Consider the following 26,097-nt stretch of genomic DNA (forward strand, 5'->3'; position numbering starts at 1 on the left):
GGGCGACAAGTTCAGGGATAAAGACGCTGCCGTGTCCAGCCGTCCTTCCCGTCGCGCGTCCATGTCGCGCGGTCGTGCAGGCGATAGGGGCGATCCTGCCAGAATTCGAAACTGTCGGGGACCACGCGAAAGCCGTTCCAGTTCTCCGGGCGCGGGATCACCGCGTCCTCGCCGGGATATTGTTCTTCCAGTTCCTTCAGCCGCGCCTCGAAGATGCCCCGGTCGGCAAGGGGATGGGACTGGTTCGATGCAATCGCGCCAAGGCGGGAGATGCGGCTGCGGCTGGCGAAATAGGTATCGGCTTCCGCCGTGCTTACCGGCTCGACCGGGCCTTCGATGCGGATCTGGCGGCGGATGCTTTTCCAGTGGAACAGCAGGGCCGCGTGCGGGTTGGCCTTCAGTTCGGCGGCCTTGCGGCTGTTGAGGTTGGTATAGAAGACGAACCCGCGCCGATCTGCCCCCTTGAGCAGGATCATGCGGACGGAGGGGCGGCCCTGCGGGGTGGCGGTCGCCAGCGCCATCGCGTTCGGGTCGTTGGGTTCGTGCGCCGCCGCATCCTTCATCCACGCATCGAAAAGGGTGAAGGGGTCGGCCTCGAGGTCAATCAGCTTGACGGTCATGTCTGTTTTCCGGTCTGTGTGTCATGTGACGGGGGGCCGTGGCCTGATTGTTTTCCGGCCCCGCGCGTGGCCTGATGAGAAACATATGGAAATATAAGGTAAATTACGACGTCGGGATTAATCGCTACAATTCCGCGCGCCGGACCTTGTCCGATGCTTCGGCTTGTGCGACCACCATGCCGAAATTTTCATACGCCATTCACCACCAAGGGTAGTAGCATGTCAGACGGTGCGGCCAAAATCTCCGCTACGGGTTCTTTGATGAAAGGCAAGCGCGGACTTGTCATGGGCGTCGCGAACGACCGCTCCATCGCGTGGGGCATCGCCCGCGCCGTCGCCGAACAGGGTGGCGAGCTGGCCTTTACCTATCAGGGCGAGGCACTGGGCAAGCGGGTGCGTCCGCTGGCGGCCTCCGTCGGGTCCAGCCTGGTCCTGCCATGCGACGTCAGCGACGACGCCGCGATCGACGCGACATTCGCGGCGATCGAGAAGGAATGGGGCCAGCTTGATTTCGTGGTGCATGCGATCGGATGGGCCGACAAGCAGTTCCTGCGTGGCCGTTATGTCGATACCCCGCGTGAGGCGTTTCTCAAGGCGCTCGACATCTCCTGCTATTCCTTTACCGCCGTGGCGCGGCGCGCGGCGCGGCTGATGAAATCGGGTGGTTCGCTGCTGACGCTGACCTATCTCGGCGCGGAACGCGTCATGCCGCATTACAACGTGATGGGCGTCGCCAAGGCGGCGCTTGAGGCATCGGTGCGTTACATGGCTGTCGACCTTGGCGGGGATGGCATCCGCGTCAACGGCATTTCCGCCGGTCCCGTCATGACGCTGGCGGCCAATGGCATCGGCGATTTCCGCTATATCCTCAAATGGAACCAGTACAACTCCCCGCTGGAGCGTAATGTCTCGCTGGAGGAGGTCGGTGGCGCGGGCCTGTACATGCTGTCCGACCTGTCGGGTGGCGTGACGGGTGAAATCCACCATGTCGATTCCGGATACCATATCGTGGGGATGAAGAACCCCACGGCCCCCGACATCACCGTCGCGGGAAGCTGACGTCAGGGCGGCGGGGCAGGCGCGATGTCTTACAACACGTTCGGACACATGTTCCGCGTCACGACCTGGGGCGAAAGCCATGGTCCGGCCATCGGCTGCGTGGTGGACGGGTGTCCGCCGCGCCTGAAACTGACCGAGGCCGACATCCAGCCCTGGCTCGACCGGCGCAGGCCGGGGCAGTCGAAATATACGACGCAGCGGCAGGAGGCGGACAGGGTGCAGATCCTGTCCGGCGTGTTCGAGGGACAGACGACCGGCACGCCCATTTCCCTGGTCATCCACAATACAGACCAGCGATCACGCGATTACGGGGACATTGCCGAACGGTACCGTCCCGGTCATGCCGATGTCACGTATGACCGCAAATACGGCATCCGCGATTATCGCGGCGGTGGCCGCTCCTCCGCCCGGGAAACGGCGATGCGTGTCGCGGCGGGGGCGATCGCGCGGCAGGTGCTGGGCCAGGGGGTGCGCATTCGCGGCGCGCTGGTGCAGGTCGGGGCACTCGGGATCGATCGGGCACGGTGGGACTGGGATCTGGTGGGGGACAATCCGCTGTTCTGTCCCGATCCGGTGATGCTGGGACAGTGGGAGGACCATCTTGCGCGGATTCGCAAGGACGGATCCTCCATTGGCGCGGTTGTCGAGGTGGTGGCCGAAGGCGTGCCCGCAGGTCTGGGGGCGCCGATTTATGGCAAGCTGGATTCCGACCTCGCCATGGCGTTCATGAGCATCAATGCCGTCAAGGGCGTCGAAATTGGCGACGGGTTCGCCGCCGCCACCCTGACGGGCGAGGAAAATGCAGACCCCATGCGCATGCGCGATGGGCAGCTGCATTTCCTGTCCAACCATGCCGGCGGCATCCTGGGGGGCATTTCCACGGGGCAGCCCATCGTGGCGCGTTTCGCGGTCAAACCCACTAGTTCGATCCTTACCCCCGTTCCTTCGGTCACGCGATCGGGCGGGAACGTCGATGTCATGACCAGGGGGCGGCATGACCCGTGCGTCGGGATCCGGGCCGTGCCGGTGGGCGAGGCCATGATGGCCTGCGTGCTGGCCGATCATCTTCTGCGTCATCGGGGGCAGGCAGGGACATGATGTTCCCCGCCCGTTGGGGAAAGGGCTTACTGCTCCAGCACGATCTGCAGCGTGATCGGCGCGTTCAGCAGCTTTGAAATGGGGCAGCCTGCCTTGGCCGTATTGGCCAGTTCGCTGAACGTCGCGAAATCGATGTCCTGCACGGTGGCATGCAGATCCAGATGCACGCCGGTCACGGCAAAGCCGTCATCCTTCTTTTCCAGCGACACGGTGGACTTGGTTTCAAGCAGGTCGGCGGTAATGCCCTTTCCGCCCAGCACGCCCGACAGCGCCATTGCAAAGCACGCGGCATGGGCGGCGCCGATCAGCTCTTCAGGGTTGGTGCCCGGCGCGTCTTCAAAGCGGGTGTTGAAGCCATAGGGCTGTTTCGACAGGGCGCCGCTTTCGGTGGAAACATTGCCTTTCCCGTCTTTCAGGCCACCGGCCCACTGCGCCGTTCCATATTTCTTGATCGCCATTCTTCGTACTCCATCCGTTGTCAGGCCCGGATCATGCGACCCCGGACCATGCTGAGGGCATCGTGTTATAACTTCCGTCGCGCATGAAGGTTGTCGGAGGGGATGTCACGCTGTCGTGAAGATGGCGATGTCCGGATCTGCAGGCGATTCCCGATCCTTTGACCTGCGGCGGGGGCAGGGGTTACGCTGTGGCGGAATTAAGGGACAGCCGCCTGTAACGGCGTTGCCGTCATCGCAGGCGGATCAGGCAGGAGAATGAAGATCATGGATACACTGGAAGCCATTCGCAGGCGCCGCGCGATAAGGGCATATGATCCTACCTATCACATTGACGATGCGCAGGTTGAAGCGCTGCTGCATGCGGCCCGCCACGCGCCGAGCGCGTTCAATATCCAGCATTGCCGCTTCGTTGTGGTAAAGGATCCGCAACTGCGTCGGGAACTGCGCAAGGTGGCATGGGACCAGGCACAGGTAACCGATGCCTCGGTGCTGGTGGTCGTATGTGCCGATGTGGATGCATGGAAAAAGAACCCGGCCCGCTATTTCGACGGGGCACCGAAAGAGGTGCAGGACCAGATGGCCGGCATGATCCACGATTATTACAGCGGCCGTGAATGGGTGCAGCGTGACGAAACCATGCGAAGCGCGGGGCTGGCGGCCCAGACGCTGATGCTGGCGGCCACGGCGAAGGGATACCAGAGCTGCCCCATGGACGGGTTCGATTACGACGCTGTGGGAAAGCTGATCAACCTGCCTGCCGACCATGTGGTCGCCATGTTCGTCGTGATCGGCCGGGGCACGCAGGAGGCCCTGCCACGGGTCGGCGCGCTGCCGGACGGCGAGGTCATCATTACGGACCGTTTCCCGGCAGGTTGAATGATCATCCGAGCGGGACGGGCGGAAAAAACTTGCGGGGCCGGACACAAACGGATAGAAGCCGCGTCCAAGGGACGGACCGCGCCTGTCCCGGTTGCTGGCATGTAGGCGCGTGTCCTTGACGCGGGGGACACGACAGAAGCGACAGGACCAGTTTCATCCCGACACCTGATAATTCGCGACGACAGACGGCCGCCCCATGCGCATTCGCGGGGGCAGGTCTTGTGTTCCTTCATCAGGTTTTTCCGGACGCGCATGCTGTCGTGACGTTTCCGGCAATATTTCCTTGCGCCAGGAGGCGCTTTTCATGACAACGTTTGCCGATCTTCATCTTGCGGAGCCGCTGCTGCGGGCTCTCAACGAGGAAGGCTATACCACGCCCACCCCGATTCAGGCTGGCGCCATCCCCTATCTGCTTGAGGGACGCGACCTGCTGGGCCTGGCACAGACAGGCACGGGCAAGACGGCGGCGTTCGCGCTGCCGATCCTCAATCATCTGCTGACCAGCAAGGGCCGTGCCCATCCCAAGGGCGCGCGCGCGCTGGTGCTGGCGCCCACGCGCGAACTGGCGTCACAGATCGATGACAGCTTTTCGTCATATGCCCGTCATATGAAGTTCACCCATGCGGTAGTTTTCGGTGGCGTGGGACAGGGACGCCAGATCGAGGCACTGCGTCGCGGTGTTGACGTGCTGGTCGCAGCCCCCGGCCGCCTGCTGGACCTGATGGGGCAGGGGCATGTGGATCTGTCCGGTCTGGAAATCCTTGTCCTGGATGAGGCCGACCGGATGCTGGACATGGGCTTTGTCCGCGATATCCGCAAGATTGTCGCAACGCTGCCGACCGATCGCCAGACCCTGCTGTTTTCCGCCACGATGCCCAAGAGCATTTCGGAACTGGCGCATGGCCTGCTGCGTGACCCGGCCACGGTGCAGGTCACGCCGCCGTCCAGCACGGTGGACCGTATCCGTCAGGCCGTGATGTATGTGGACACGGGCAACAAGCGCGAGGCGCTGAAGCTGCTGGTGGACTCCCCCAAGGTGGAGCGTGCCGTCGTGTTCACGCTGATGAAGCACGAAGCCAACAAGGTCGCCGCGTTCCTGAACGAGCATGGCATCACGGCGGAGGCCATCCACGGCAACAAGTCGCAGGGCGCGCGCGAGCGCGCGATGTCCGGCTTCCGCTCCGGCGCGGTAAAGGTGCTGGTGGCGACCGATATCGCCGCGCGCGGCATCGACGTCGATGACGTCACGCATGTCTTCAACTATGACCTGCCGAATGTGCCGGAAAGCTATGTCCACCGGATCGGGCGCACCGCGCGCGCGGGACGTGATGGCTGGGCCGTATCGCTGTGTGATGCCGAACAGCGTGCATGGCTGCGCGATATCGAAAAGACGATCGGCAAGAAGATCCCGGTCGTGCAGGAGCATCCGTACCATTCCGAGGCGGCTGCGAATTCGACCATGCGCCCGCCCGTGCTGGGTGGCGGTGGCCGTGGACGTGGTGGCCGTCCCGGTGGCGGCAACCGGGGTGGTCGTCCCGGCGGTCATGGCGGCCCGCGCGGAGGTCATCGTCGCGTTGCCTGATTGAATATTCGCATTGAATGCGGGGAAGGGCTGCATCCATCATGGGTGCAGCCCTTTTTTGTGAAGATGGTGTATTTAAAATATAAACACGAAACTTTTCTTGCAATTATATAATAATTGAAATATATTATTTGAAGTAATTTTGTGGTTTTATTAAAATAATTATTTTCCGAATGATTTATTCAAATTATTTCATAGGTATTGCATAAATCAACGATCGTATTTTTATGACTGCTCAGCGACCTGGATTGCAGGCTGGCGACTGATCTCGACCCGACATGCCAATGCCTTTCCCTTGCTTCCATATTATTTCGGACCAGATCGCCGATCTTCCCGGCCTTGCCTTCGAAAGTATCCAGCCGGATCCACCAGCCGTCTGAAAAAGGACTGACGCCCAATTCGGCGTCACCGCGCCGTGCGATCTGCCTGACTGCCTTCCTTCCGCATGTGAGCCGTGGGAGAGGGATGCCAATGCAGGATTACGTCCTCCGGTTTGAGGCAGGGAAACGGTTCCTGCGTTTGTGCCGCAGCGTTACGGGCAGTGTTGGGCGTCCCTGATTTTCATATCGGTCAGTGCTGCGGATTTCCCTGATCCTCACGATACCAGAAATTTACAGATACTGGATGATGCGGATAGGGAACGACAGGCCCCGAAATGCCGTAAAAACCAAGCGTTCCGATACTGGGGGGATGTGGCGGATGGGGTGGGATTCGAACCCACGGTACGGTTACCCGCACGCCAGTTTTCAAGACTGGAGCCTTCAACCACTCGGCCACCCATCCATCGCAAGGCAGGTTTAGTGCCTGTCCTTTGGCTTATGATGTAAAAAGCCTTCCATTGCAAGTGGTGGGCGGGGAATACGTAGTGTATTGAAATATAATAATTAATTTTTGCGGCGCCATGGAATGGCTGTGGGTGGGCGCATATTTGCGTCCTCTGCGGGAAATGTAATGTAGGTCCGGCCGGGGAAAGTATGGAATACGGAGCATGGCGATTCCTGCCTGGTGAATGGCCTGTTTGATCCATATGCGGCGTCTCGCGCCGATCGAATTTCTGAAAGTGTCATGCCCGATATCATCAGCGACCGTCGGCTGTCCTGCGCAGCATGGATGAAACGTCTGGCGGTCTGGGGAACATTTACGTTTCCGCTTCTGCTCTGCTACGCGCTTGCCCCGTCCGAAATCCTCATGTGCGTGATCGCGGGCGCGTTTGTGGTGCGCAGCGCGCTGTGCCGGGAATGGGGATGGCTGCACCAGCCATGGTTCGTCTTCTCCCTCATCCTCGGCATCGATATCGTGCTGGCGTCGGCGTATGTGGGCTCCGGGCATGCGGTGTTACAGTCCGTGCTTCTGGTGCGATATCCTGTCTTTGTCGCGGCGATGGCCTGTTGGGTTTTGACCGATCCGCAGGACAGGCGGCGGCTGAGAGTGGCGTATGCCATCGTGGCGGTATGGATCGTCGCGGGAAGCTGGCAGCAATATATCTGCGGGCGCAACCTGATGGGATATGGCCGGTGGGAAGACGGCGCCCTGCTGGGGCCATTATGGGCGCCCCGCGCGGGGCAGGCGCTGTTCATGACTGCGTTTACCGGGCTGATGCCTGCCATTCTTTCCCTTGCGCAGCGGCGTAACCGTTCCGGCCTGGTGTATGCGGGGTGCATTCTTGTCCTGCTGGTCCTGACATTCCTGCTGATTTCGCAGCGGATGCCGACCCTGCTGTTCCTGTTCGGGACGCTCTGCCTTGCGTTGCTGGTGCGTTCGCTCCGGGTGCCGTTCATTCTTGCCTGTCTGGTCGGGGTGGCGGGGATCGCCCTTTCGCCCGTGGTCGCGCCGCAGGCTTACAACAAGCTGGTCATCAGTTTCGAACACCAGATGCATCATTTTGCCGACAGCCCGTATGGAATGCTTTTCATCAGGGCGATGGTCATGCTGAAGGATCATCCCTGGATCGGGTTCGGCTATGACGGGTTCCGCATCAACTGTCCCAATCCGGCCTATTTCCATGGGCTTCCCGCGCTTGGCATTCCCGATGGCCCGCATGGCGGGGCGCCGGGCTGCAACCTGCATCCCCATAATTACTATCTTCAGGTCGCAACGATGGCGGGCTGGCCGGGATGTGCCCTGTTCTGCCTTGTGGTGGCATGCCTGCTGCGTCCCATGGCGGCGGTGCTGCGGCGGGGGCATATGACGGCCGGGCAGATGGTTCCCTGCGTGCTGGCTTTCGTCATCGTGTGGCCCCTGCAGTCCACCAGTTCGTTCTCGACCCAGCCGACTGCCGGATGGGTCTTCCTTGCGCTGGGATGGGCGCTGGCGGTCTGCCGTCAGGCAGAAGGCGACGATCCCGCCATGGAACGGGCAGGTCATGGTAAGTCATCTGCCTGAAAATCAATGGGGGTGGCCTTGGCCGGGTGAGCGTTTTACAATACGTCGCGATGGATATCATTGCCTCAGGCCCGATCACGACGCACCTTGTGGGAATTCCCCGCCCTGACTGGCGGCAAGAGACAAAGGCAGGTGTGATTATTTCCCCGTCCGTTACAACAGGGACATTCCGGCCATGGATGCCGGGCCTCAGGATATCTCATGGCGGTTGATGATACTGCCACGCTGAAGCGTATATTTGGCAATACCGGGTTTCTTGTCGCAGGGCGCGCGACGAATGCCGTGTGCAGTTTCCTGTACATGGCATGGGCCGTGCGCGCGCTGGGGCTGTCGCAGTTCGGCGTCCTGATGCTGGTGACCACGTTCGGGTCGGCCATTTCGGCCGCGACCCATCTGCAATCGTGGCAGCCCCTGCTGCATTACGGTACCGAACCCTTTCAGAAAGGGGACCTGCCACGTTTCAACCGGCTGCTATTTTTCTGCATGCGTGCCGATCTGCTCAGCGGGATGGTGGGGTCGCTTGTCGGGATGCTTGGCGTGTGGCTGTTCGGCACCTCCATGGGGTGGCCACAGGCCGATCAGGCGGCGGCCATGTTCTATATGCTGACCATTTCGTTCATGAACACCGGCTGGTCCACCGGGGTATTCAGGCTGTGCAATGCTTTCTGGCTGAGCAGCGCCTGCGACCTGTCCGGCGTGGCCGTGCGCATGGTGGGCGCGGGGCTTGGGCTGTGGCTGCATATGGGGCTGGATTATTTCCTGCTGGTATGGAGCATGACCCAGCTCGCCATGTTCGTCACCAACAGCATCATGGGCTGGTGGCTGCTCCGCACTGACGGCAGGGTCGGGACATTCCGGCTTTTCCACCCGATGCGTGTCACCGATGCGCCGGGAATCTGGCGCTTTACCCTTTCAACCAGCGGTAATCATGTCCTCGGGACCGTCTTCAACCAGTTCGGGACCCTGCTGGTCGGGGGGCTGCTGGGGCCGACGGACGCCGCCGTCTATCGCGTGTCGCGCCAGATTGGCGACGGGATCGCAAAACCGGCCCAGCTGATGATGCCCGCGCTTTATCCCGAATTCATCCGCCTGCGTGAAAAACACGACTGGTACGGGCTGAAGCATGTCACGTTGCGCCTGTTCATGCTGATTGGCGGTTTTTCACTGGTCCTGATGGCCTTTGCGCTGGTGGCGGGCAACACGTTCCTGACATGGATGCTGCAGGTCCACTGGCCGGGCGGCAGCCTGATGATCATGCTGATGCTGGGCAATGCCATCATGGGGCTGGGGATCGTGCCGCTTGAACCCCTGCTGACGGTGGTGGGCAAGGTGTCGCATGTCCTGATCGGGCGCATCGTCGTGACGATCACCTATCTCCCGCTGGTCTATGTCATGGCGTCGAGATGGCATCTGGCGGGTGCTGCGGCGGCATCGGTGGTTGCCTCCCTGATGATGCTGCTGATCTGCATGCGTCCCGTGATCGTCTGGTTTTCAAAGGTCGCCCCCGGCCATCGTCCCCGCGAAGTCACGGATCACTGACACCCCCGTCCGGCGGAAGGCGGAAAGGGTGGGGGGAAATAAATTCCGGCAGCGATGGCGGGGGATACTTGCAATCCGGGCTGAAAACCGCCATATCGCGTCGTGCCGTGGCCTGAATGCCATGGCAATTCGCACGTGAAGCATGTGCCTCTGGTGTCCCGCGATGGACCGGCGCTTCACGGAGGACAAACCAGAAGACAAGGATTGAGCCAAAATGGCCATGCCTGAATTCACAATGCGCCAGCTGCTTGAGTCCGGCGTGCACTTCGGTCACCACACCCGCCGCTGGAACCCGCGCATGGCGCCGTTCCTGTTCGGTGTGCGCAACCAGGTTCACATCATCGACCTGCAGCAGACCGTCCCCATGCTCGATCGCGCGCTCAAGGCGATCCGTGACACCGTCGCGGGCGGCGGGCGCGTCCTGTTCGTCGGCACCAAGCGTGCTGCGGCCGATCAGATCGCCGAAGCGGCCAAGCGTTGCGGGCAGTACTATGTCAACCACCGCTGGCTGGGTGGCATGCTGACGAACTGGAAGACGATCACCGGTTCGATCAAGCGTCTGCGCGGCATCGACGAAATGCTGGAAAATGGCACGCAGGGCCTGACCAAGAAGGAAGTTCTGGACATCACGCGCGACCGTGAAAAGCTGGAACGTTCGCTGGGCGGGATCAAGGAAATGGGCGGCCTGCCGGACATCCTGTTCGTGATCGACACGAACAAGGAAAAGCTGGCGGTTGAAGAAGCCAACAAGCTGGGTATTCCGGTTGTCGCCGTCCTCGACAGCAACTCCGATCCGCGTGGCGTGACCTACCCCATTCCGGGTAACGATGACGCCATCCGCGCGATCGCCCTGTATTGCGAACTGGTGTCCGGCGCGGTGCTGGATGGCATTTCTGCGGAACTGGGTGCATCGGGCGAAGATTTCGGCGCGGCGGAAGAACTGCCTGTCGATCCGGCGATCGAAGTGGCCGCGACCGAAGCGGCGGCAGCGCCGGCGGCGACGCCCGCAGCCTGATGACCTGACCGGCGCTGGTCCCGCACGGGACCGGGCAGTCGAACGGGTCGGACTGCGGCCCGGAGAATACCGGATTACAAGGATGCGCCCTGCCACAGGCAGGGCGCATGCCTGTCGTGAGGAGATAGAGATAATGGCGGCAATTACCGCAGCTCTGGTCAAGGATCTTCGTGAGAAGACCGGCGCCGGCATGATGGATTGCAAAAAGGCGCTGACCGAGGCGCAGGGCGATATCGAGGGCGCGATCGACTGGCTGCGCAAGAAGGGCCTGTCCGCCGCGGCCAAGAAGTCCGGCCGTGTTACCGCCGAAGGCCTGGTTGGCGTTGCATCCGCCCCGAATGCCGCCGCCATGGTCGAGGTGAACGCGGAGACGGATTTCGTCGCACGCAACGAACATTTCCAGAAGTTCGTGACCGAAGTGGCCGAAGCGGCCCTGAAGGTTGGCGAGGATCTGGAAAAGCTGAAGGGCGCCGTCCTGAAGAGCGGTCGTACCGTTGCCGACGAACTGACGCACCTGATCGCCACCATCGGCGAAAACATGTCCATCCGTCGCGCCCGCGTGCTGAAGGTGCCGTCGGGTGTCGTCGCGACCTACATCCATTCCGCCGTCAGCCCCGGACTGGGCAAGATCGGCGTTCTGGCGGCCGTGGAAGCCCCGAGCGCCAGCGAGGCGCTGGAAACGCTGGGTCGTCAGATCGGCATGCACGTGGCGGCAACCCGTCCCGCGTCGCTGGATATCGATGGCGTCGATCCCCAGGCGCTGGAGCGTGAGCGCGCGGTTCTGGTGGAACAGGCGAAGGCGTCCGGCAAGCCGGAAGCGATCATCAGCAAGATGGTCGAAGGCCGCATCCGCAAGTTCTATGAAGAAGTCGTCCTTCTGGAGCAGGTGTGGGTGCATGACGGCGAAAGCCGCGTCCGCGCCATCGTTGAAAAGGCAGGCGCGAAGCTTGTCGGCTTTGACCGCTTCCAGCTTGGTGAAGGCATCGAGAAGGAAGAAAATGACTTTGCCGCCGAAGTGGCAAAGGCTGCCGGTCACTGATTGATTGCCGGGTTTCTTCGGCATTCTGAACGGGGCGGGGGTTTCCTGATGGAATGGGAAGCCCCCGCCCTTGTGCTTTCCGCGACGCCTTATGGCGAAACCAGCATGCTTGTCCATGTGCTCACGGGCGAACATGGCCTGTATCATGGCATGGCGCGTGGCGGCGCATCGCGCCAGGGACGGCCGATCTGGCAGGCCGGTAACCTGATTACGGCCCGATGGAACGCCCGCCTGGCCGATCAGCTGGGCGGTATCCGTGGGGAAATGGTCCATGCCTCCGCCGCGCGGCTGCTGGATTTTCCCCTGCAGCTGGCGATGCTGGCCTCCATGTGCGCGCTGGCGGATGGCAGCCTGCCGGAGCGCGAAGCCCATCCCGCCGTTTTTCAGGAATTGACGCGCCTGCTGGCATGGATCAGCCTGGACCCGGTCGGCACGGAACAGGCAGCAATGGCCGCCCTTGTCCGGTGGGAGGTCTGTCTTCTGTCGGAACTTGGCTTCGGGCTTGACCTTGGCGCCTGCGCCGTCAGCGGGCAATCCGGTAACCTGCAATGGGTTTCCCCCCGCAGCGGCCGCGCGGTCAGCGATGAACATGCCGGGCAGTGGCGCGACCGCCTGCTGCCCCTTCCGCCGTTCCTGCTGGACCCATCGTGCGATGGCACGCCCGCCCAATGGCGGGACGGGTTGCGCCTGACGGGACATTTCCTGGCCCGTGACGCATTTGGACAGCGTCATCGTCCCTTGCCCGCCGCGCGTGTCCGGTTGATGGACATGGTCGCGAAAATGGCGGAAAATGGCGATCCGGCAGTACCATCCAAAGACGTGGAATAGTTTTGCGGCATTGGGCCATTGGACAATGCCTTCGTTTTCGCTATCTGTTCTCCCCTGCAGGAGGAGTTTTCATGTCTGTCGATGTCACGCGTGGCCATGTTGAGGATACAAAACTCGTCGATGCGCTGAGCGAGCGCTATCTGGCATATGCCATGTCCACGATCATGTCGCGTTCCCTGCCGGATGTGCGCGACGGGTTGAAGCCTGTTCATCGACGCATGATTTTCGCCATGCAGCAGTTGCGGCTGGATCCGACCGCCGGGTTCAAGAAATGCGCGCGCGTGGTGGGCGATGTCATCGGTAAATATCATCCGCATGGCGATGCCTCGGTTTACGAGGCGCTTGTCCGTCTGGCGCAGGATTTCGCCGTGCGGTACCCCCTTGTCGAAGGGCAGGGGAATTTCGGTTCCGTCGATGGCGATAATGCCGCGGCGATGCGATATACCGAAGCCCGTCTGACGGAAGTGGCCAAGGCCCTGCTGGAGGGCATCAACGAAGACAGCGTCGATTTCCGCCCCACCTATGACGGGGAGGAGCATGAACCCGTCGTCCTGCCCGCGGCGTTCCCCAATCTTCTGGCCAATGGGGCGGCGGGCATCGCCGTCGGCATGGCCACCAGCATTCCGCCGCATAACGTGGGGGAAATCTGCGATGCGGCCATGCTGCTGATTCGCAGGCCGGCGACGACGACGGCCGAACTGCTTGAGGTGATGCCCGGTCCCGATTTCCCCACCGGCTGCACCATCGTGGAGGAACGCGACGCCATTGTCCGGGCCTATGAAACCGGGCGTGGCAGCTTTCGCATGCGCGCGCGCTGGAGCGTGGAGCAGGGGCGTTTCGGCACGTGGCAGATCGTGGTGACCGAAATCCCCTATCAGGTCCAGAAATCGCGCCTGATCGAACAGGTCGCGGACCTGATGGAGCAGAAGAAGCTTCCGCTGCTGGGCGATATCCGCGACGAAAGCTCCGTCGATATCCGCCTGGTGCTGGAGCCGAAATCACGCGGCATCGAACCCGAAGTCCTGATGGAAACGCTGTTTCGCGCAACGCCGCTCGAAAGCCGTTTTGGCCTGAACATGAACGTGCTGGGCGCCGATCAGGTGCCGGGCGTGCGCAGCCTCAAGGACGTGCTTCAGGCATGGCTTGACCATCGCCATGACGTCCTGTTGCGCCGGACGCGCCACCGGCTGGAGGCGGTGGACCGGCGGCTGGAAATCCTTGACGGATTTCTTGCGGTCTATCTGAACCTTGACGAAGTCATCCGCATCATCCGCGAGGAAGATGACGCGCGCGCGTCCCTTATGGCGGCTTTTGACCTGAGCGAGCTTCAGGTGGAAGCTGTCCTGAACATGCGCCTGCGCAGCCTGCGCAAGCTGGAAGAAACCGAAATCCGCAAGGAACATGCCGCCCTGACGGAAGAGCGGACGGGCCTTCTGGCGCTGCTGGACAAGGAGGGGCTGCGCTGGAAACACATCACGTCCGAAATCAGGGCGATCCAGAAAAAATTCGGCAGTGGCGCGCTGGGCGCGCGTCGCAGCACATTGGCCGCGCCGCCGGCGGCGATTGATATTGCCGCCGCCCTGCCGGTGGATCGCGAGGCGCTGAGCGTCATCCTGTCGCAGAAGGGATGGATCAAGGCAGTGCGCGGACATGGCATCGACCCGGAAAGCCAGAAGTTCAAGGAAGGCGATTCCCTTCGCCTGATCGTGGAATGCCAGAGCACGGACCGGCTTTGCTGTTTCGCAACCGATGGTCGGGCCTTTACGTTGCGGGCCGCCGACCTGCCGCGCGGACGTGGCGACGGGCAGCCGCTGCGGCTGACGATCGAACTGTCCAATGAGGAAGATATCATCACGCTCTTTCCCGTGAACTCCGATCATCGTCGCCTTCTGGCCTCCAGCGTCGGACGGGGCATGATCGTGCGCGAGGAGGACATGGTGGCCGAAAAACGGACCGGCAAGCAGGTCCTCAACCTCAAGGACGGGGAAAGCGCCCAGATATGCGTGCCCGCCCAGGGGGATCATGTGCTGGTGATCGGCAGCAACAAACGCATGCTTGTCTTCCCGCTGGAACAGTTGCCGGAAATGACGCGTGGCCTTGGCGTGGCGTTGCAGAAATACAAGGAAGGCCATCTTCGCGATGCCGTCGTGTTTGCTCAGGCGCAGGGCGTGGCATGGCCCGATCCACAACGCGTGCGCACCATGGCGGACCTGAAGGACGTGATGGGCAAACGTGGCGATGTGGGCCGCCCGGCGCCGGCATGGGCATTGCGCAAGCCGCGCAAGGCCGACTGAATCATCATTGTCGCCCCCGCCTGGTCAGTCAGTCAGAGCAGGGGGCATGACATGGATTGTCAGGAATGCATTATCCCACCGTGACCGGCAGGACCGGCAGGAAATGCGATGTGTCGGCCTGTGGTCCAGACAGTTCGGTCCAGATGCCACGTCGCATGATTTCGGCGGGGCGGAAACGCGATTTGTAAGCCATCTTGGGGCTGCCCTTGATCCAGTATCCCAGATACAGGCAGGCCATCCCCATCATCCGCACCCGCTCCACCAGATGCAGGATGGCATAGGTTCCCAGCGAACGGCGCGGCATGTCGGGTTCGAAAAAGGTATAGACCGCCGACAGGCCATCCTCGACCCGGTCCAGCAGGCTGACGCAGACCAGTTGCCCATCGCGCGCCCGGAATTCGATCATGAAGGTCCGGATGGGCGTATCCTCGATCATGTTGCGGTAATCGGCGACGGTCATGGCCGCCATGTCGCCATTGCCATGTCGTGACTGCTGGTATCGATGGAACAGCGTGAACTGTTCTTCCGTCGCGCGGGGCAGTACGTCCATGGCGCACAGGTCGCGGTTGCGGCGCAATACGCGCTGCTGTGTGCGGTCGGGCTGGAAACGGCCGACCGGCAGGCGGATGGGAACGCAGGCGTTGCACCCGGCGCAGACAGGGGCATAGGCGATCGTGTGGCTGCGCCGGAAACCCGCACCCGACAGGCGGTTGTGAAGCTGCTCCGCCTGCGGGCCCGTGATATCGGTCACGACCTTGCGTTCCATGCGATCCGGCAGGTAGGGGCAGGGCATCGGTGCAGTGGTATAGAATAGCTGCGGATGCCGTGGTGATGTATGGGTCATACGTTTTCACCAGCAAATTACGACGCCCGTTTTCGCCTTTCCGGGGATGTCACCCGTTGGAAAAGGCGGGATGGAAAGGCGAAGGAACAGAACTACGGGGTTGATGATAACGTATCTCTGGCGGGTTCGCATTACAAACCGCAATGGCGCTGCGATCACATCTCTTTTGCGACGCAGCGCCCGGCTGGCATCATCAGCCTTTCAGCAGAAGGCGCGCCGCATCCACGGCGAAATAGGTCAGTATCCCGTTGGCGCCAGCACGCTTGAAGGACAGCAGGCTTTCGAGAATCGTCCGGTCCCGGTCCAGCCATCCGTTCTGGATCGCCGCCATCATCATCGCGTATTCGCCCGATACCTGATAGGCAAAGGTCGGGACCGCGAATTTCTCGCGAACTTTCTGGATGATGTCCAGATAGGGCATGCCGGGCTTGACCATGACCATGTCCGCGCCTTCGGCCAGGTCCAGCGCCACTTCGCGCAGGGCTTCCTCGCTGTTCGCGGGGTCCATCTGGTAGGTTTTCTTGTCCCCCTTCAGCAGGCCGCCCGATCCCAGCGCGTCACGGAAAGGACCGTAAAAGGCGCTGGCGTATTTCACGGCATAGGACATGATGCGCGTATCCACCATGCCCTGCGCGTCCAGTGTCTCGCGGATGGTGCCGATACGCCCGTCCATCATGTCCGACGGCGCGATGATGTCGATGCCTGCCGCCGCCTGGTTGAGCGCAAGGTCCTTCAGCACCGCCACCGACGGGTCGTTGACGACATATCCGTCGACAATCAGGCCATCATGTCCGTGGCTGGTATAGGGGTCGAGCGCGACATCCCCGATCAGGCCGATTTCAGGGAATTCCTGCGTCAGCAGGCGCGCGGCCCGACACATCAGGTTGTCGGGGTTCATCGCCTCCGTCCCTTTTTCATCGCGCAGTTCGGGGGGCGTGATGGGAAACAGCGCAAGGGCGGGGATGTCAAGTTCGGCCGCCGGGGCCACATGGGCGGCAAGACGGTCGAGGCTGACACGCTTCACGCCCGGCATGGACGCGACATCGGTTTCCACGCCCGTGCCCTCGGTGATGAAAATCGGCCAGATCAGGTCATCGGTCGTCAGCGTCGTTTCGCGCACCAGGCGTCGCGTGAAACTGTCGCGACGGTTGCGGCGCAGGCGGGTATTGGGAAAGCGACCGATGGTCATGAAATGCAGCCTCCTGAAAAAACTGGCCGGAGTATGGAACCCGACCGGCGCGATGCCAAATTATGATGCGTTAACGCGCCGGTCATGACTCATGTCCGCGTTGCCTGTGCCTCCGCGCGTTCCCGCTGGCCCAGCACGCTGTTGTTCCGCCCGTAACAGAAATAGATCACCATCCCCACCGCCAGCCAGATCACGAGACGTATCCAGGTCAGGCCATCCAGCGATGCCATGACGGCAAGGCACGACAGGATGCCAAGTATGGGAATGACATAGCCACCCGGCACCCGGAACACCCGTTTGCGGTCGGGTTCATGGATCCGGAGCATGATGACCCCAAGGCACACGATGGCAAAGGCCAGCAGGGTCCCGATGGAGGTCATGTGGGCAAGCTGATCTATGGGCAGGAACGCGGCGAAGCTGCCGGTCAGCAGCATGAAGAACAGGTGCGAGTAAACCGGCGTCCTGCGCACCGAATGGGTCACGCTGAACATGCGCGGCAGCAGCCCGTCGCGCGACATGGCATAGAAAACACGGCTCTGCCCCAGCAGCAGCACCAGCAGGACCGAGGTAAACCCGCAGATGACGCCCGCCTTGACCGCGACCTTCAGCCACCCGAACGGCGTCTGGTCGATGGCTGTCGCCACCGGCGCGGCATCGTTCAGCATGTCCTTGTAATTGACCAGTCCCGTCAGGACGAACGAAAACAGCACGTAGGCCAGCGTGCAGATCAGCAGGCTGCCCAGGATGCCGATCGGCATGTCGCGTCCGGGATTGCGCGTTTCCTGCGCCGTGGTCGATATGGCGTCAAACCCGGCATAGGCGAAGAAGATCGTCCCCGCCGCCCGCATGATGCCTGACAGGCCGAAATGCCCGAACTCCCCCGTATTGGGCGGAATGAAAGGGGAATAGTTCGCCACCTTGATATAGGGAAGGCCGAACCCGATCACCGCCGCGATGATCAGCAGCTTTATGACAACGATGACGCCATTGACCCGCGCGGATTCAGAAATGCCGCGTATCAGCAGCAGCGAAATGGCGACAATGATGAACGCGGCCGGCAGGTTGATCAGCCCATGCGCCTGCGTGCCGTCGGAAAGCACCACCGTCTCGAACGGCGAGGCGGTAAGCCGGGGCGAAATCATGATCCCCCATCCCGCCAGGAGTGACGCGACATAGCGCGACCAGCTGACGGAGACGGCCGCCGCCCCCACGGCGTATTCCAGCACCAGGTCCCATCCGATGATCCATGCCACCAGTTCCCCCAGCGCGGCATAGGCATAGGTATAGGCGCTGCCGGCGATGGGGATCATGCTGGCCAGTTCGCTGTAACACAGCCCGGCGAAACTGCATGCGATGGCCGCCAGCAGGTAGGACAGGACGACCGCGGGCCCCGCATTGGTGGACGCGGCGATGCCCGTCAGGGAAAACAGGCCCGCGCCGATCGTTCCCCCGACGCCCAGCGCGATCAGGTTGACCGGCCCGAGAACCCGTTTCAGCCCCCCGGCGGAGGCTGCCTGCACCGAAACGTCCTGCCGACGCAGCAGCGAAGGCAGGAAACGGCTGCGTACAGCACGGGTCATGCGGAGTATTTCCCGCAGGTCACGACATACGAAAGGATCAAATCAGGATGCTCCGTCATTTTGGCGTTGTCTAACCGCCACGATATGGCACATAGCAACGCTGTATCCATGCCCTCTTGCAAAAGGAAGGCATCAGCCGTCTTTAGACGATGGAGAATTATAACGGTGTCGGACCCTATGAACCAGACAGGCCTGAAGCAGTTTTTTCGCAGCCCCCTAGGCGAGGCCGATCCCGCTGTCGCCAGCATCATCGAGGCGGAAAAGGTCCGTCAGCGCGACGGCATCGAACTGATCGCCAGTGAAAACATGGTGTCCGCCGCCGTCATGGCGGCGCAGGGCAGCGTCCTGACCAACAAATATGCCGAGGGCTATCCCGGCCGCCGCTATTATGGCGGCTGTGTCGAGGTGGACAAGGTCGAGACGCTGGCCATCGAACGCGTGAAAAAGATGTTCGGCGCCGAATTCGCCAACGTGCAGCCCCATTCGGGCGCGAACGCCAACCAGGCGGCGTTCATGGCGATGGTCAGCCCGGGCGATACCGTCCTGGGCATGAGCCTTGCCGCCGGGGGGCACCTGACACATGGCGCGGCCCCGAACTATTCCGGGAAATGGTTCAATGCGGTCCAGTACGGGGTGCGCAAGGAAGACGGCCTGCTCGATTACGAGGAAATGGAACGTCTGGCGCGCGAGGCGAAGCCGAAGCTGATCGTCGCGGGTGGCTCGGCCTATCCCCGTATCATCGATTTCGCCCGTTTCCGCGCCATCGCGGACGAAGTGGGCGCCTTCCTGATGGTGGACATGGCGCATTTTGCGGGTCTGGTCGCCGCCGGGCTTTATCCTTCGCCCGTGCCGCATGCCCATGTCGTCACCAGCACCACGCACAAGACCCTGCGCGGACCCCGTGGCGGCCTGATCCTGACCAACGACGCCGACCTGGCCAAGAAAATCAATTCGGCGGTCTTCCCCGGCCTGCAGGGTGGTCCGCTGATGCATGTCATCGCGGCCAAGGCCGTGGCTTTTGGCGAGGCCCTGCGTCCCGATTTCGCGGATTACCAGAAGGCCGTGGCAAATAACGCGCGGGTCCTGGGCGAAACGCTTGTGGAACGTGGTTTCGACATCGTTACCGGCGGGACGGACTGCCACCTTATCCTTGTCGACCTGCGTCCCAAGGGAGTTACGGGTCGTGCGGCGGAGCGCAGCCTTGAGCGTGCCGGCATCACGGCCAACAAGAACGCCATTCCGTTCGATCCGCAAAAGCCTGCCATTACCTCCGGCATCCGCCTGGGAAGCCCGGCGGCCACCGCGCGTGGATTCGGCGCGGCGGAGTTCCGTGAGGTGGGGCTGATGATCGACGAGGTCCTGACCGCCCTTGCCAAGGCGGGCGAGGAAGGTTGCCCCAAAACCGAACAGGCCGTCCATGCGCGGGTCAAGGCGCTGTGTGACCGTTTCCCGATCTACGCCTGATTTTTCCTGACCGGCGGGGCGCGGGGCAAGATATCTTTCCCTGCGCTCCCGCAAGGCTATTTTAGGATAACAGAAGTTTCTGGGGGTCGCCTTTTTTCAAAAAGGGGGCGTCCTTTGAAGCTTTTTGTAAAAAGCTTCACCAAAAACTTTTTGTAATTTCAGTGCATTACTGCCCCGTCATCTGCGGGTCATGCCGGGCCAGCCGCACGGCCGTCTGGCCCCGGCCGGGCCGCAGGTTGGGCATGACCAGCATGCAGTTGTCATAGGGCGTGCGTATTTCATCATCGCCATCCCGCGCGAGAAGCGTGCCGCGACGGGCGATGATTTCCCCGCCCGCGAAGGACGTGACAAACGAGAAGCGTGATGAATGGGCGCGGACAAGATCCGTCACCACCATGCATCGCGTCCGGTTTTTTACCGTTGCCCCGGTGGTGGGGCGGGACATGAAACATGACGGGCGCAGGACCGCCTGCACGGCCTGTCGCGCCGTATCGAGCGTACTGCGTTGCCAGTGCTGTCCCGCCTCCAGCAGGCAGGCGCGCGCCGTGGTAGCGGGCGAGGCAAAGCGTTCGAAATCAATCAGGCGCGTGCCGTCGGCGTGCCCGTCATCGGCAACGATCAGGTCTGTCGCGGAGATCTGGCGACCAAGGGCCACGCCGCGCGGGCCACGTCCCGACAGGACCAGCGGCCTGCCGGGCCACAGCATGGAATGCAGGTCCACCAGAATGTCGGCCGTGCGGATGACCGGCAGGATCTGGCGCGCGCGGGCCAGTTCGCAGGAGGAACGCGTGCCCTGCAGCCTTTCGGGGGACCAGACACGGTTCATGTCCTCGTCCATGAAACGTGCCGCTACGGGATTGGCGGGGTCGAAATGATCCAGCGCGGTCATGTTGGCGAAAATGACCGACAGGCGGCCCGACAGGGGACGCAGGCGCGCGCGCAGGAATTCATCCATCACGATCGCCCCCGTATATTCGTTGCCATGGATCAGGCACACCACAACAACGTGCGGTCCGACGCGGCGGCTTTCGAAATGCATGACGCCGGGAATGCCGCAGTTCCCCGCCCGCCAGGGGGTGAGGTCCGGTGGCATGATCTCGACCTCGAAACGGGGCAGCGGGGCAGGGGGCGGGGGCAGCGTTTCCATGAAAACGCCGCTCCGGCGTGTCCTGACCGGTATTATCTGGGGTGGACGGGCGGATTTCATCTGACCGGCCCGCCCCGCACGACAGAACATGCGGCATCCATACGACGTTGGCTGGCGACGTTGACCGGGGCCGGGACATGAATCATGGGGTCGAGTTTATCGCCTTGGGGCCATGCCGCAATCCGTGACATGTTCATTTATGCGCCATTGGCCCCGTCGTGTTCATCGGCCCGGTTCACGCACCGGCCTTCATGTTTACGCAGGCGCTTCGACGGCCTTCAGCCTTGTCCCCGTGACGCGTTCTATGTCCTTGAGCATCTGCCGTTCATCGGGCGCGCACAGCGACAGGGCGCTGCCCTGCCGGCCCGCGCGCGCGGTGCGTCCGATGCGATGGACGTAGGATTCGGGCTGTCGGGGGATGTCATAGTTCACGACAAGCGTGACATCCTCCACGTCAATGCCGCGTGCCATGACATCCGTGGCGATCAGGACATCCAGCCTGTGCGCCCTGAAATCACGCAGCGTCCGTTCGCGCCGCGCCTGGGTATGCCGGCCATGCATGACCCCGCAGGGGATATCCCGGCCCAGGGCATTCATCAGGTCATCCGCCTGCTGCTGGGTATGGGTAAAGATCAGGACACGTCGCGCCGTATGGGTGGAAAGGAAGGAAACCAGCGCGGAAAGCTTGCGCCTGAGGGGAACGAACATCACCTGCTGGCGGATGCGGGGCGGGGGGGCGGATGTGGCGTCGACCGTTATCCTGACCGGCCTGTGCAGAAGCTTTCGGCCAAGGGCAATGATCTCGTCGGGCATCGTCGCGGAAAACAGCAGCGTCTGGTGGGTGACAGGCAGGCGTGATGCGATGTCCAGCGTATCCTGCGCAAAGCCGAGGTCGAACATGCGATCCGCCTCATCCACGACCAGGGCTGTTGTCGTATCAAGAACCACCGCCCCTTCGGACAGCAGGTCCAGCAGGCGCCCCGGCGTGGCGACCAGCACGTCCGCCCCATCCTCCAGATCCCGCGCCTGACGTGCCTTGGGCAGGCCGCCGATGGCCACCGTGACGCGCAGGCCGGTGCCCCGGAAGCACGCCCGCCATGTCCCGGCGGTCTGGTTCGCCAGTTCGCGGGTCGGGGAAAGGCATGCGATGCGCACGTTGCGGGGGCTGCGCGGTTGTGAGGCCGCCAGCAGGCGCTGGGTCAGGGGGGCGGCGAACGCAATGGTTTTCCCCGTTCCGGTGGGGGCCGCGCCCTCCACGTCGCGCCCCGCCAGAATCGGCGGGATCGCCTGAAGCTGGATGGGGGACGGGATGCGTACCCCCATGCGCGACAGATTGTCGGTCAGGGGCGCGGTCAGGCCAAGATCGGCGAATGAAGGGGTGGGATCGTCGCTCATCATGCCAAGCCATACAGTGCTTTGTGCCGCGTGGAAAAGGGAAAGGGATTGACGCCATGATTCCGCCTGCGCCAGATGCGGGACATGATGTGTCCTTCCATGGATGATGGCGGCCCGCGTGATGCGGTGGGGGTTGTCGCCGAAGATTTTGCCGGCATGAAATCCCAGGCATTCGGGCTGGCGCGGCGCGCGGGACTGCATCCCGTCCTGTGCCCGGTCACGGTCCGTGCCGGCTGGCGAAGACTGCCGGCGTCATGGTGGCCGATGCCCCTGCGTGCGATCCGTCCCCTCGACATTCCGCCCGGCTGCATGGAACCCTCCGGCCTGATGATCAGCATCGGCGGGACGGGCGGGGCGATTGGCGCCGCCCTGCGCGCGCGGGGTGGCCGGGTCGTGCAGATCCAGAATCCGCGCATGCCGCTGCGCCGGTTCGATCTGGTCATCGCCAACCGGCATGATGAAATCTCCGGCCCGAATGTCCTTCTTTCCCGCACGGCGCTGCACGGCGTTTCCCCCGCTCGCCTGGCGGAGGCACGGCGGATATGGACGCCGCGCCTTGCGCATCTGCCTCGTCCGCTAATCAGTGTCCTTGTCGGGGGAGGGAACGGGCGTTTCAGGCTGGGGACGGACGAAGCCCACGCCATCGCGGCGCAACTGGGGCGGATGATGGATCGCGATGGCGTGGGGATCGCCGTAACCCCGTCGCGTCGGACCGGGGCGCAGGCCCGCGAAATCCTGTCGCGCGCCCTGTCGCCCAGGGGGGCATGGGTGTGGGACATGACAGGCGAGAATCCCTATCTGGGCCTTGTGGCCTGCGCCGATGCAATCATTGTTACGTCCGACAGCATTTCAATGGTGTCGGAGGCGGTGGCGACAGATGTGCCGGTCATGGTGATCCCGCTGCCGGGCAGGTCCCGGCGGATCGGCCTGTTCCTGAACGACCTGTCCCGCGCGGGCCGCATCCGCATGTTCGATGGCCGCATGCAGGACTGGAGTGTGCGCCCACTGGATGACACGCCGCTCATGGTCGATGAGATGCGCCACAGGCTGCAGCTGAAATGACGTATGAATAACGCGTGTTTTCAGAAGGTAATTGTGACATAAGCAGACATGCTCGATATCCGCACCTTTGATGCACGCACCGGCGGCAATATCGCCTACAAGGCATTTTCCCATCCGCTGGCGGCCGAGCGACTGGCGGCGCTGGTGCGCAGGTTTCAGGCGGAAGGACCCATTGCGATCTATGACCCGGCGGGGCATGCGCGGACCCTTCTGGCGCTGTTGCCCGGTGACGTCCAGATCGAGGGGATTTATGTCCATGATAGCCTGAAAATCGGGGAACATATCGCACAGCAGCATGTGGCGCGTCCCCTGACGGCATTGCCGCGGGCACGGGTGCGCGTGGTCTGGGCGCTCGATTTCGAGCGCGAGCGGGCCTGCGCCAGACTGCGCGACATACTGCCGGCGGAGATGGAGATCTTTACACTGTCGGACATCCGGTTGCCCGATGACATGCTGACAGTAAGGAACACCTATCTCGATCGCCTGAATTTCGCGGTCAACCATGCTTTTTTCCGCGATGCGGACGGGCTGTCCACCCGGGTGGTCACCACGAATTACTGGGCGCGTTACGGGGCGGGGAATGTCCGGTTATGGCTGCGGCTGTTTGATGAGGATGGCCGCCCCCTTGCCACCTGGACCGAAGGCCCCTTTGCGCCGGAACAGTCGATCGTGCTGGAAAGCGGCGCGATCCGGCGTCGTTTCGGCCTGAACGCGTTTGTAGGGCAGCTTTTCATTCACGTGCTGGATGTCGCGGGACATGATGTCGTGAAATATGCCCTTGAAATTCAGGGGACGGGCGCGCGCGATACGCTTTCCGTCACGCATGACGCCAATGCCTGGCCCGCGCGGTGTTACGCCAACCTGCCTGCCCCGCGTGAGGGGGAAAAGGTGGTCCTGTGGGTCCAGAACAGCCACGCGGTGCCCATTCCCGCCGGGACAATGGCGCTGAACCGCATGGGGCGCGGCAACCGGTTTTCCATCGACCGGACCGTTGGGCCGTATGAAACCGTTGGCCTGTGCGTAAATGACTGCCTGCCGGACATGCGCTGGCCCGGACAGCTTGAATTCCATAGCGGTCAGCATGTCGTGCGGCCACGTTACGAAATCTGCTCGGGTGGTTCGAACCGTATCGCGCACCTGAATGTCGAACGCGCCGATCTGGTGGCCGATCCGCATATTGCCCATCTTCCGCCTGAATTTTTCGGGCGCGGCTACCTCCTCCCGTTTCCCGTTCCCGATCCCGCGCGCTACATCACGACCGTGCAGCCCACGCCAATGTCACAGGCGCTTGGCACCATGCCGGTGCGTATCGACTGTTTCGATCAGGAGGGGCGTCAGGCAGGATCGCGTTTCCTGGGGTGCCTGGCGCGTGACCATGACGTGGCGCAGGACCTGTCCGCCATTACCGGGCAGGCGGGCCATGGGGAACTGGTTTACGATTTTCGCGACGGAGGGGAGGCGGATGGCTGGCTGCATGCGCTGATAAGGTATGAGGACCGTCAGACGGGCCATGTCGCCGAAACCAGTTTCGGGGCGCATATTTTCAATACGGTCATGACGTACCGCAATGAACCGCAATCCTATTCCGGTCCCCCGCCGGGCCTTACCACGCGTCTGTTCCTGCAGGCCGGGGCAGGACATCCGCCATGTTTCTGCCACCTGATCTATCCCGTTTCCGGGACATGGCATGCCGCGTCCCGGACGCAGCTGGTCCTGCATGATGAAAAAGGCCGCAGGCTGGCGGAAGAACCGCTCAGCATTCCCGCGCGCGGCTCGGTCACGCTCTGGCCCCATCGCATTTTCGGGACCGATGCCATCGAACGGGCAGGCAGCGGGGGATATGTCATGATCCGGGACACGTCGTGCCGCCTGTTCGGATATCATGGCCGCATGCAGGAAGACGGAACCTTCTCGCTCGATCATATGTTCGGATTCTGAGGGCAGGGGCAGGCCCGTGGCGCAGGGCTGGGTATTGCGCTTTTCACGTAACCCCGCCATGCCAATGCGTTCCTTATCCATGTGTCACGGACACGATAGGATGGCGGGATAACAAAGGACCATCAACATGACCGATTCACATACACCCTCTGCCACCGAACACCTTCAGAAGCTGGCGGCCCGTGGGCATCATGAGCCCAAGCTGCTGACGCGTGAAGAAATCACCATGCTGGCCGCCCACGTTGGCAAGGAACATGCCGGCGTGGAAAAGGAAATCGCCAAGAAGGCCGAACATAACCCCGAAGGCGTGACGGCGGAAGAACTGCGTACGCTGTGCAGCCACATCATGGGCGAAAAAAAGGTCCGCTGATCCGGGCCGGGACCTGTGTGATCCGTTCGCATCAAAGGGACGGGTCACGCGGGGTTCAGTCGGGGGGACGGGACCATCATCATGATGGACCTTGCGCCCATGAATGACAGATGGAATGCGGATGCGCCAAAGTATTCGCAAAGCGGAAACCAGAAATTTCTGCCTGGTTGGTCGTATTCAAATTGTCTGGGAAGGTTCCGGATGGTGGGTGCGACAGGGATTGAACCTGTGACCCCCGCCGTGTGAAGGCGATGCTCTACCGCTGAGCTACGCACCCATCCGTGTCGGTGAGGTGTTATTAGTCGATCCTTTAAC

The 26,097-nt window shown here is 62.3% G+C and carries 21 protein-coding genes and 2 tRNA genes; 14 read left to right on the forward strand and 9 right to left on the reverse strand.

Annotation, left to right across the window (positions count from 1 at the left end; all coding sequences use genetic code 11):
* Window positions 1–11 precede the first annotated feature (11 nt).
* A complete protein-coding gene (gene pdxH, locus CFR71_RS02240) occupies window positions 12–620 on the reverse strand; it encodes a pyridoxamine 5'-phosphate oxidase (protein WP_110526452.1) in 609 nt (202 codons plus the stop codon).
* Window positions 621–839: 219 nt separating this feature from the next.
* Between pdxH and fabI the strand changes: the two genes are divergently transcribed.
* Both fabI and aroC read left to right on the forward strand, forming a co-directional pair.
* Window positions 840–1,679: an enoyl-ACP reductase FabI gene (gene fabI / locus CFR71_RS02245; protein WP_110526455.1), complete on the forward strand. Its 840-nt coding sequence runs from the start codon at window positions 840–842 to the stop codon at window positions 1,677–1,679.
* 24 nt (window positions 1,680–1,703) lie between these two features.
* On the forward strand, window positions 1,704–2,777 hold the full coding sequence (gene aroC, locus CFR71_RS02250; protein WP_110526458.1) for a chorismate synthase: 1,074 nt from the start codon (window positions 1,704–1,706) through the stop codon (window positions 2,775–2,777).
* A gap of 26 nt (window positions 2,778–2,803) precedes the next feature.
* On the opposite strand, the gene CFR71_RS02255 is transcribed toward aroC, so the two are convergent.
* Window positions 2,804–3,235 carry an OsmC family peroxiredoxin gene (locus tag CFR71_RS02255; RefSeq protein WP_110526462.1) on the reverse strand — a complete coding sequence of 144 codons (432 nt, stop codon included), beginning with the start codon at window positions 3,233–3,235 and terminating at the stop codon, window positions 2,804–2,806.
* A gap of 264 nt (window positions 3,236–3,499) precedes the next feature.
* Between CFR71_RS02255 and CFR71_RS02260 the strand changes: the two genes are divergently transcribed.
* Together CFR71_RS02260 and CFR71_RS02265 are read left to right on the forward strand one after the other, a co-directional pair.
* On the forward strand, window positions 3,500–4,111 hold the full coding sequence (locus tag CFR71_RS02260; RefSeq protein ID WP_110526655.1) for a nitroreductase family protein: 612 nt from the start codon (window positions 3,500–3,502) through the stop codon (window positions 4,109–4,111).
* A 307-nt stretch (window positions 4,112–4,418) separates the two neighbouring features.
* Entirely contained in the window at window positions 4,419–5,696 is a 1,278-nt protein-coding gene (locus CFR71_RS02265) for a DEAD/DEAH box helicase (RefSeq protein ID WP_110526657.1), read from the forward strand.
* Between the two features lie 693 nt (window positions 5,697–6,389).
* Here the strand turns inward: CFR71_RS02265 and CFR71_RS02270 are convergent.
* Window positions 6,390–6,479, reverse strand: a tRNA-Ser gene (locus tag CFR71_RS02270).
* A 282-nt stretch (window positions 6,480–6,761) separates the two neighbouring features.
* On the opposite strand from CFR71_RS02270, the gene CFR71_RS02275 reads away from it, so the two are divergent.
* From CFR71_RS02275 to parC, 6 genes are all read left to right on the forward strand, one after another.
* Complete coding sequence (locus CFR71_RS02275; RefSeq protein ID WP_239020225.1) at window positions 6,762–8,078, forward strand: O-antigen ligase family protein; 1,317 nt, start codon at window positions 6,762–6,764, stop codon at window positions 8,076–8,078.
* A 201-nt stretch (window positions 8,079–8,279) separates the two neighbouring features.
* The gene (locus tag CFR71_RS02280) at window positions 8,280–9,617 is read left to right on the forward strand and encodes a lipopolysaccharide biosynthesis protein (RefSeq protein ID WP_110526465.1); all 1,338 of its coding nucleotides are present in this window, start codon (window positions 8,280–8,282) and stop codon (window positions 9,615–9,617) included.
* 214 nt (window positions 9,618–9,831) lie between these two features.
* A complete protein-coding gene (gene rpsB, locus CFR71_RS02285; protein WP_110526468.1) occupies window positions 9,832–10,632 on the forward strand; it encodes a 30S ribosomal protein S2 in 801 nt (266 codons plus the stop codon).
* 133 nt (window positions 10,633–10,765) lie between these two features.
* Window positions 10,766–11,671 (forward strand): translation elongation factor Ts, encoded by a 906-nt coding sequence (gene tsf, locus CFR71_RS02290; RefSeq protein WP_110526471.1) that lies wholly within the window; start codon window positions 10,766–10,768, stop codon window positions 11,669–11,671.
* A 48-nt stretch (window positions 11,672–11,719) separates the two neighbouring features.
* Window positions 11,720–12,499: a DNA repair protein RecO gene (recO, locus tag CFR71_RS02295; RefSeq protein WP_110526661.1), complete on the forward strand. Its 780-nt coding sequence runs from the start codon at window positions 11,720–11,722 to the stop codon at window positions 12,497–12,499.
* Window positions 12,500–12,570: 71 nt separating this feature from the next.
* Window positions 12,571–14,793, forward strand: coding sequence for a DNA topoisomerase IV subunit A (parC, locus tag CFR71_RS02300; RefSeq protein ID WP_110526474.1), 2,223 nt, complete (start codon window positions 12,571–12,573; stop codon window positions 14,791–14,793).
* 70 nt (window positions 14,794–14,863) lie between these two features.
* Here the strand turns inward: parC and CFR71_RS02305 are convergent, their stop codons facing one another.
* The 3 genes from CFR71_RS02305 to CFR71_RS02315 form a co-directional block, all read right to left on the reverse strand.
* Window positions 14,864–15,637 (reverse strand): arginyltransferase, encoded by a 774-nt coding sequence (locus CFR71_RS02305; RefSeq protein WP_110526477.1) that lies wholly within the window; start codon window positions 15,635–15,637, stop codon window positions 14,864–14,866.
* A 193-nt stretch (window positions 15,638–15,830) separates the two neighbouring features.
* Window positions 15,831–16,826, reverse strand: a complete 996-nt coding sequence (hemB, locus tag CFR71_RS02310; RefSeq protein ID WP_110526480.1) for a porphobilinogen synthase — start codon at window positions 16,824–16,826, stop codon at window positions 15,831–15,833.
* 89 nt (window positions 16,827–16,915) lie between these two features.
* Window positions 16,916–18,406, reverse strand: a complete 1,491-nt coding sequence (locus CFR71_RS02315; protein WP_207781309.1) for an amino acid permease — start codon at window positions 18,404–18,406, stop codon at window positions 16,916–16,918.
* 177 nt (window positions 18,407–18,583) lie between these two features.
* Here CFR71_RS02315 and glyA point away from each other — a divergent pair, with 177 nt between their 5' ends.
* The gene (gene glyA, locus CFR71_RS02320) at window positions 18,584–19,870 is read left to right on the forward strand and encodes a serine hydroxymethyltransferase (protein ID WP_110526483.1); all 1,287 of its coding nucleotides are present in this window, start codon (window positions 18,584–18,586) and stop codon (window positions 19,868–19,870) included.
* A 166-nt stretch (window positions 19,871–20,036) separates the two neighbouring features.
* On the opposite strand, the gene CFR71_RS02325 is transcribed toward glyA, so the two are convergent.
* Both CFR71_RS02325 and CFR71_RS02330 read right to left on the reverse strand, forming a co-directional pair.
* The gene (locus CFR71_RS02325; protein WP_239020226.1) at window positions 20,037–21,017 is read right to left on the reverse strand and encodes a M14 family metallopeptidase; all 981 of its coding nucleotides are present in this window, start codon (window positions 21,015–21,017) and stop codon (window positions 20,037–20,039) included.
* A 255-nt stretch (window positions 21,018–21,272) separates the two neighbouring features.
* Entirely contained in the window at window positions 21,273–22,415 is a 1,143-nt protein-coding gene (locus CFR71_RS02330; RefSeq protein ID WP_338042950.1) for a DEAD/DEAH box helicase, read from the reverse strand.
* 81 nt (window positions 22,416–22,496) lie between these two features.
* Between CFR71_RS02330 and CFR71_RS02335 the strand changes: the two genes are divergently transcribed.
* The 3 genes from CFR71_RS02335 (at window position 22,497) to CFR71_RS02345 (ending at window position 25,782) form a co-directional block, all read left to right on the forward strand.
* Window positions 22,497–23,474 (forward strand): mitochondrial fission ELM1 family protein, encoded by a 978-nt coding sequence (locus CFR71_RS02335; RefSeq protein WP_110526664.1) that lies wholly within the window; start codon window positions 22,497–22,499, stop codon window positions 23,472–23,474.
* A 48-nt stretch (window positions 23,475–23,522) separates the two neighbouring features.
* Window positions 23,523–25,412 carry a hypothetical protein gene (locus CFR71_RS02340; RefSeq protein ID WP_110526492.1) on the forward strand — a complete coding sequence of 630 codons (1,890 nt, stop codon included), beginning with the start codon at window positions 23,523–23,525 and terminating at the stop codon, window positions 25,410–25,412.
* A gap of 127 nt (window positions 25,413–25,539) precedes the next feature.
* Window positions 25,540–25,782: a hypothetical protein gene (locus CFR71_RS02345; protein WP_110526495.1), complete on the forward strand. Its 243-nt coding sequence runs from the start codon at window positions 25,540–25,542 to the stop codon at window positions 25,780–25,782.
* A 202-nt stretch (window positions 25,783–25,984) separates the two neighbouring features.
* Here the strand turns inward: CFR71_RS02345 and CFR71_RS02350 are convergent.
* Window positions 25,985–26,059, reverse strand: a tRNA-Val gene (locus tag CFR71_RS02350).
* Window positions 26,060–26,097: the final 38 nt, after the last annotated feature.

Source organism: Novacetimonas pomaceti (assembly GCF_003207955.1).
GTDB lineage: Bacteria > Pseudomonadota > Alphaproteobacteria > Acetobacterales > Acetobacteraceae > Novacetimonas > Novacetimonas pomaceti.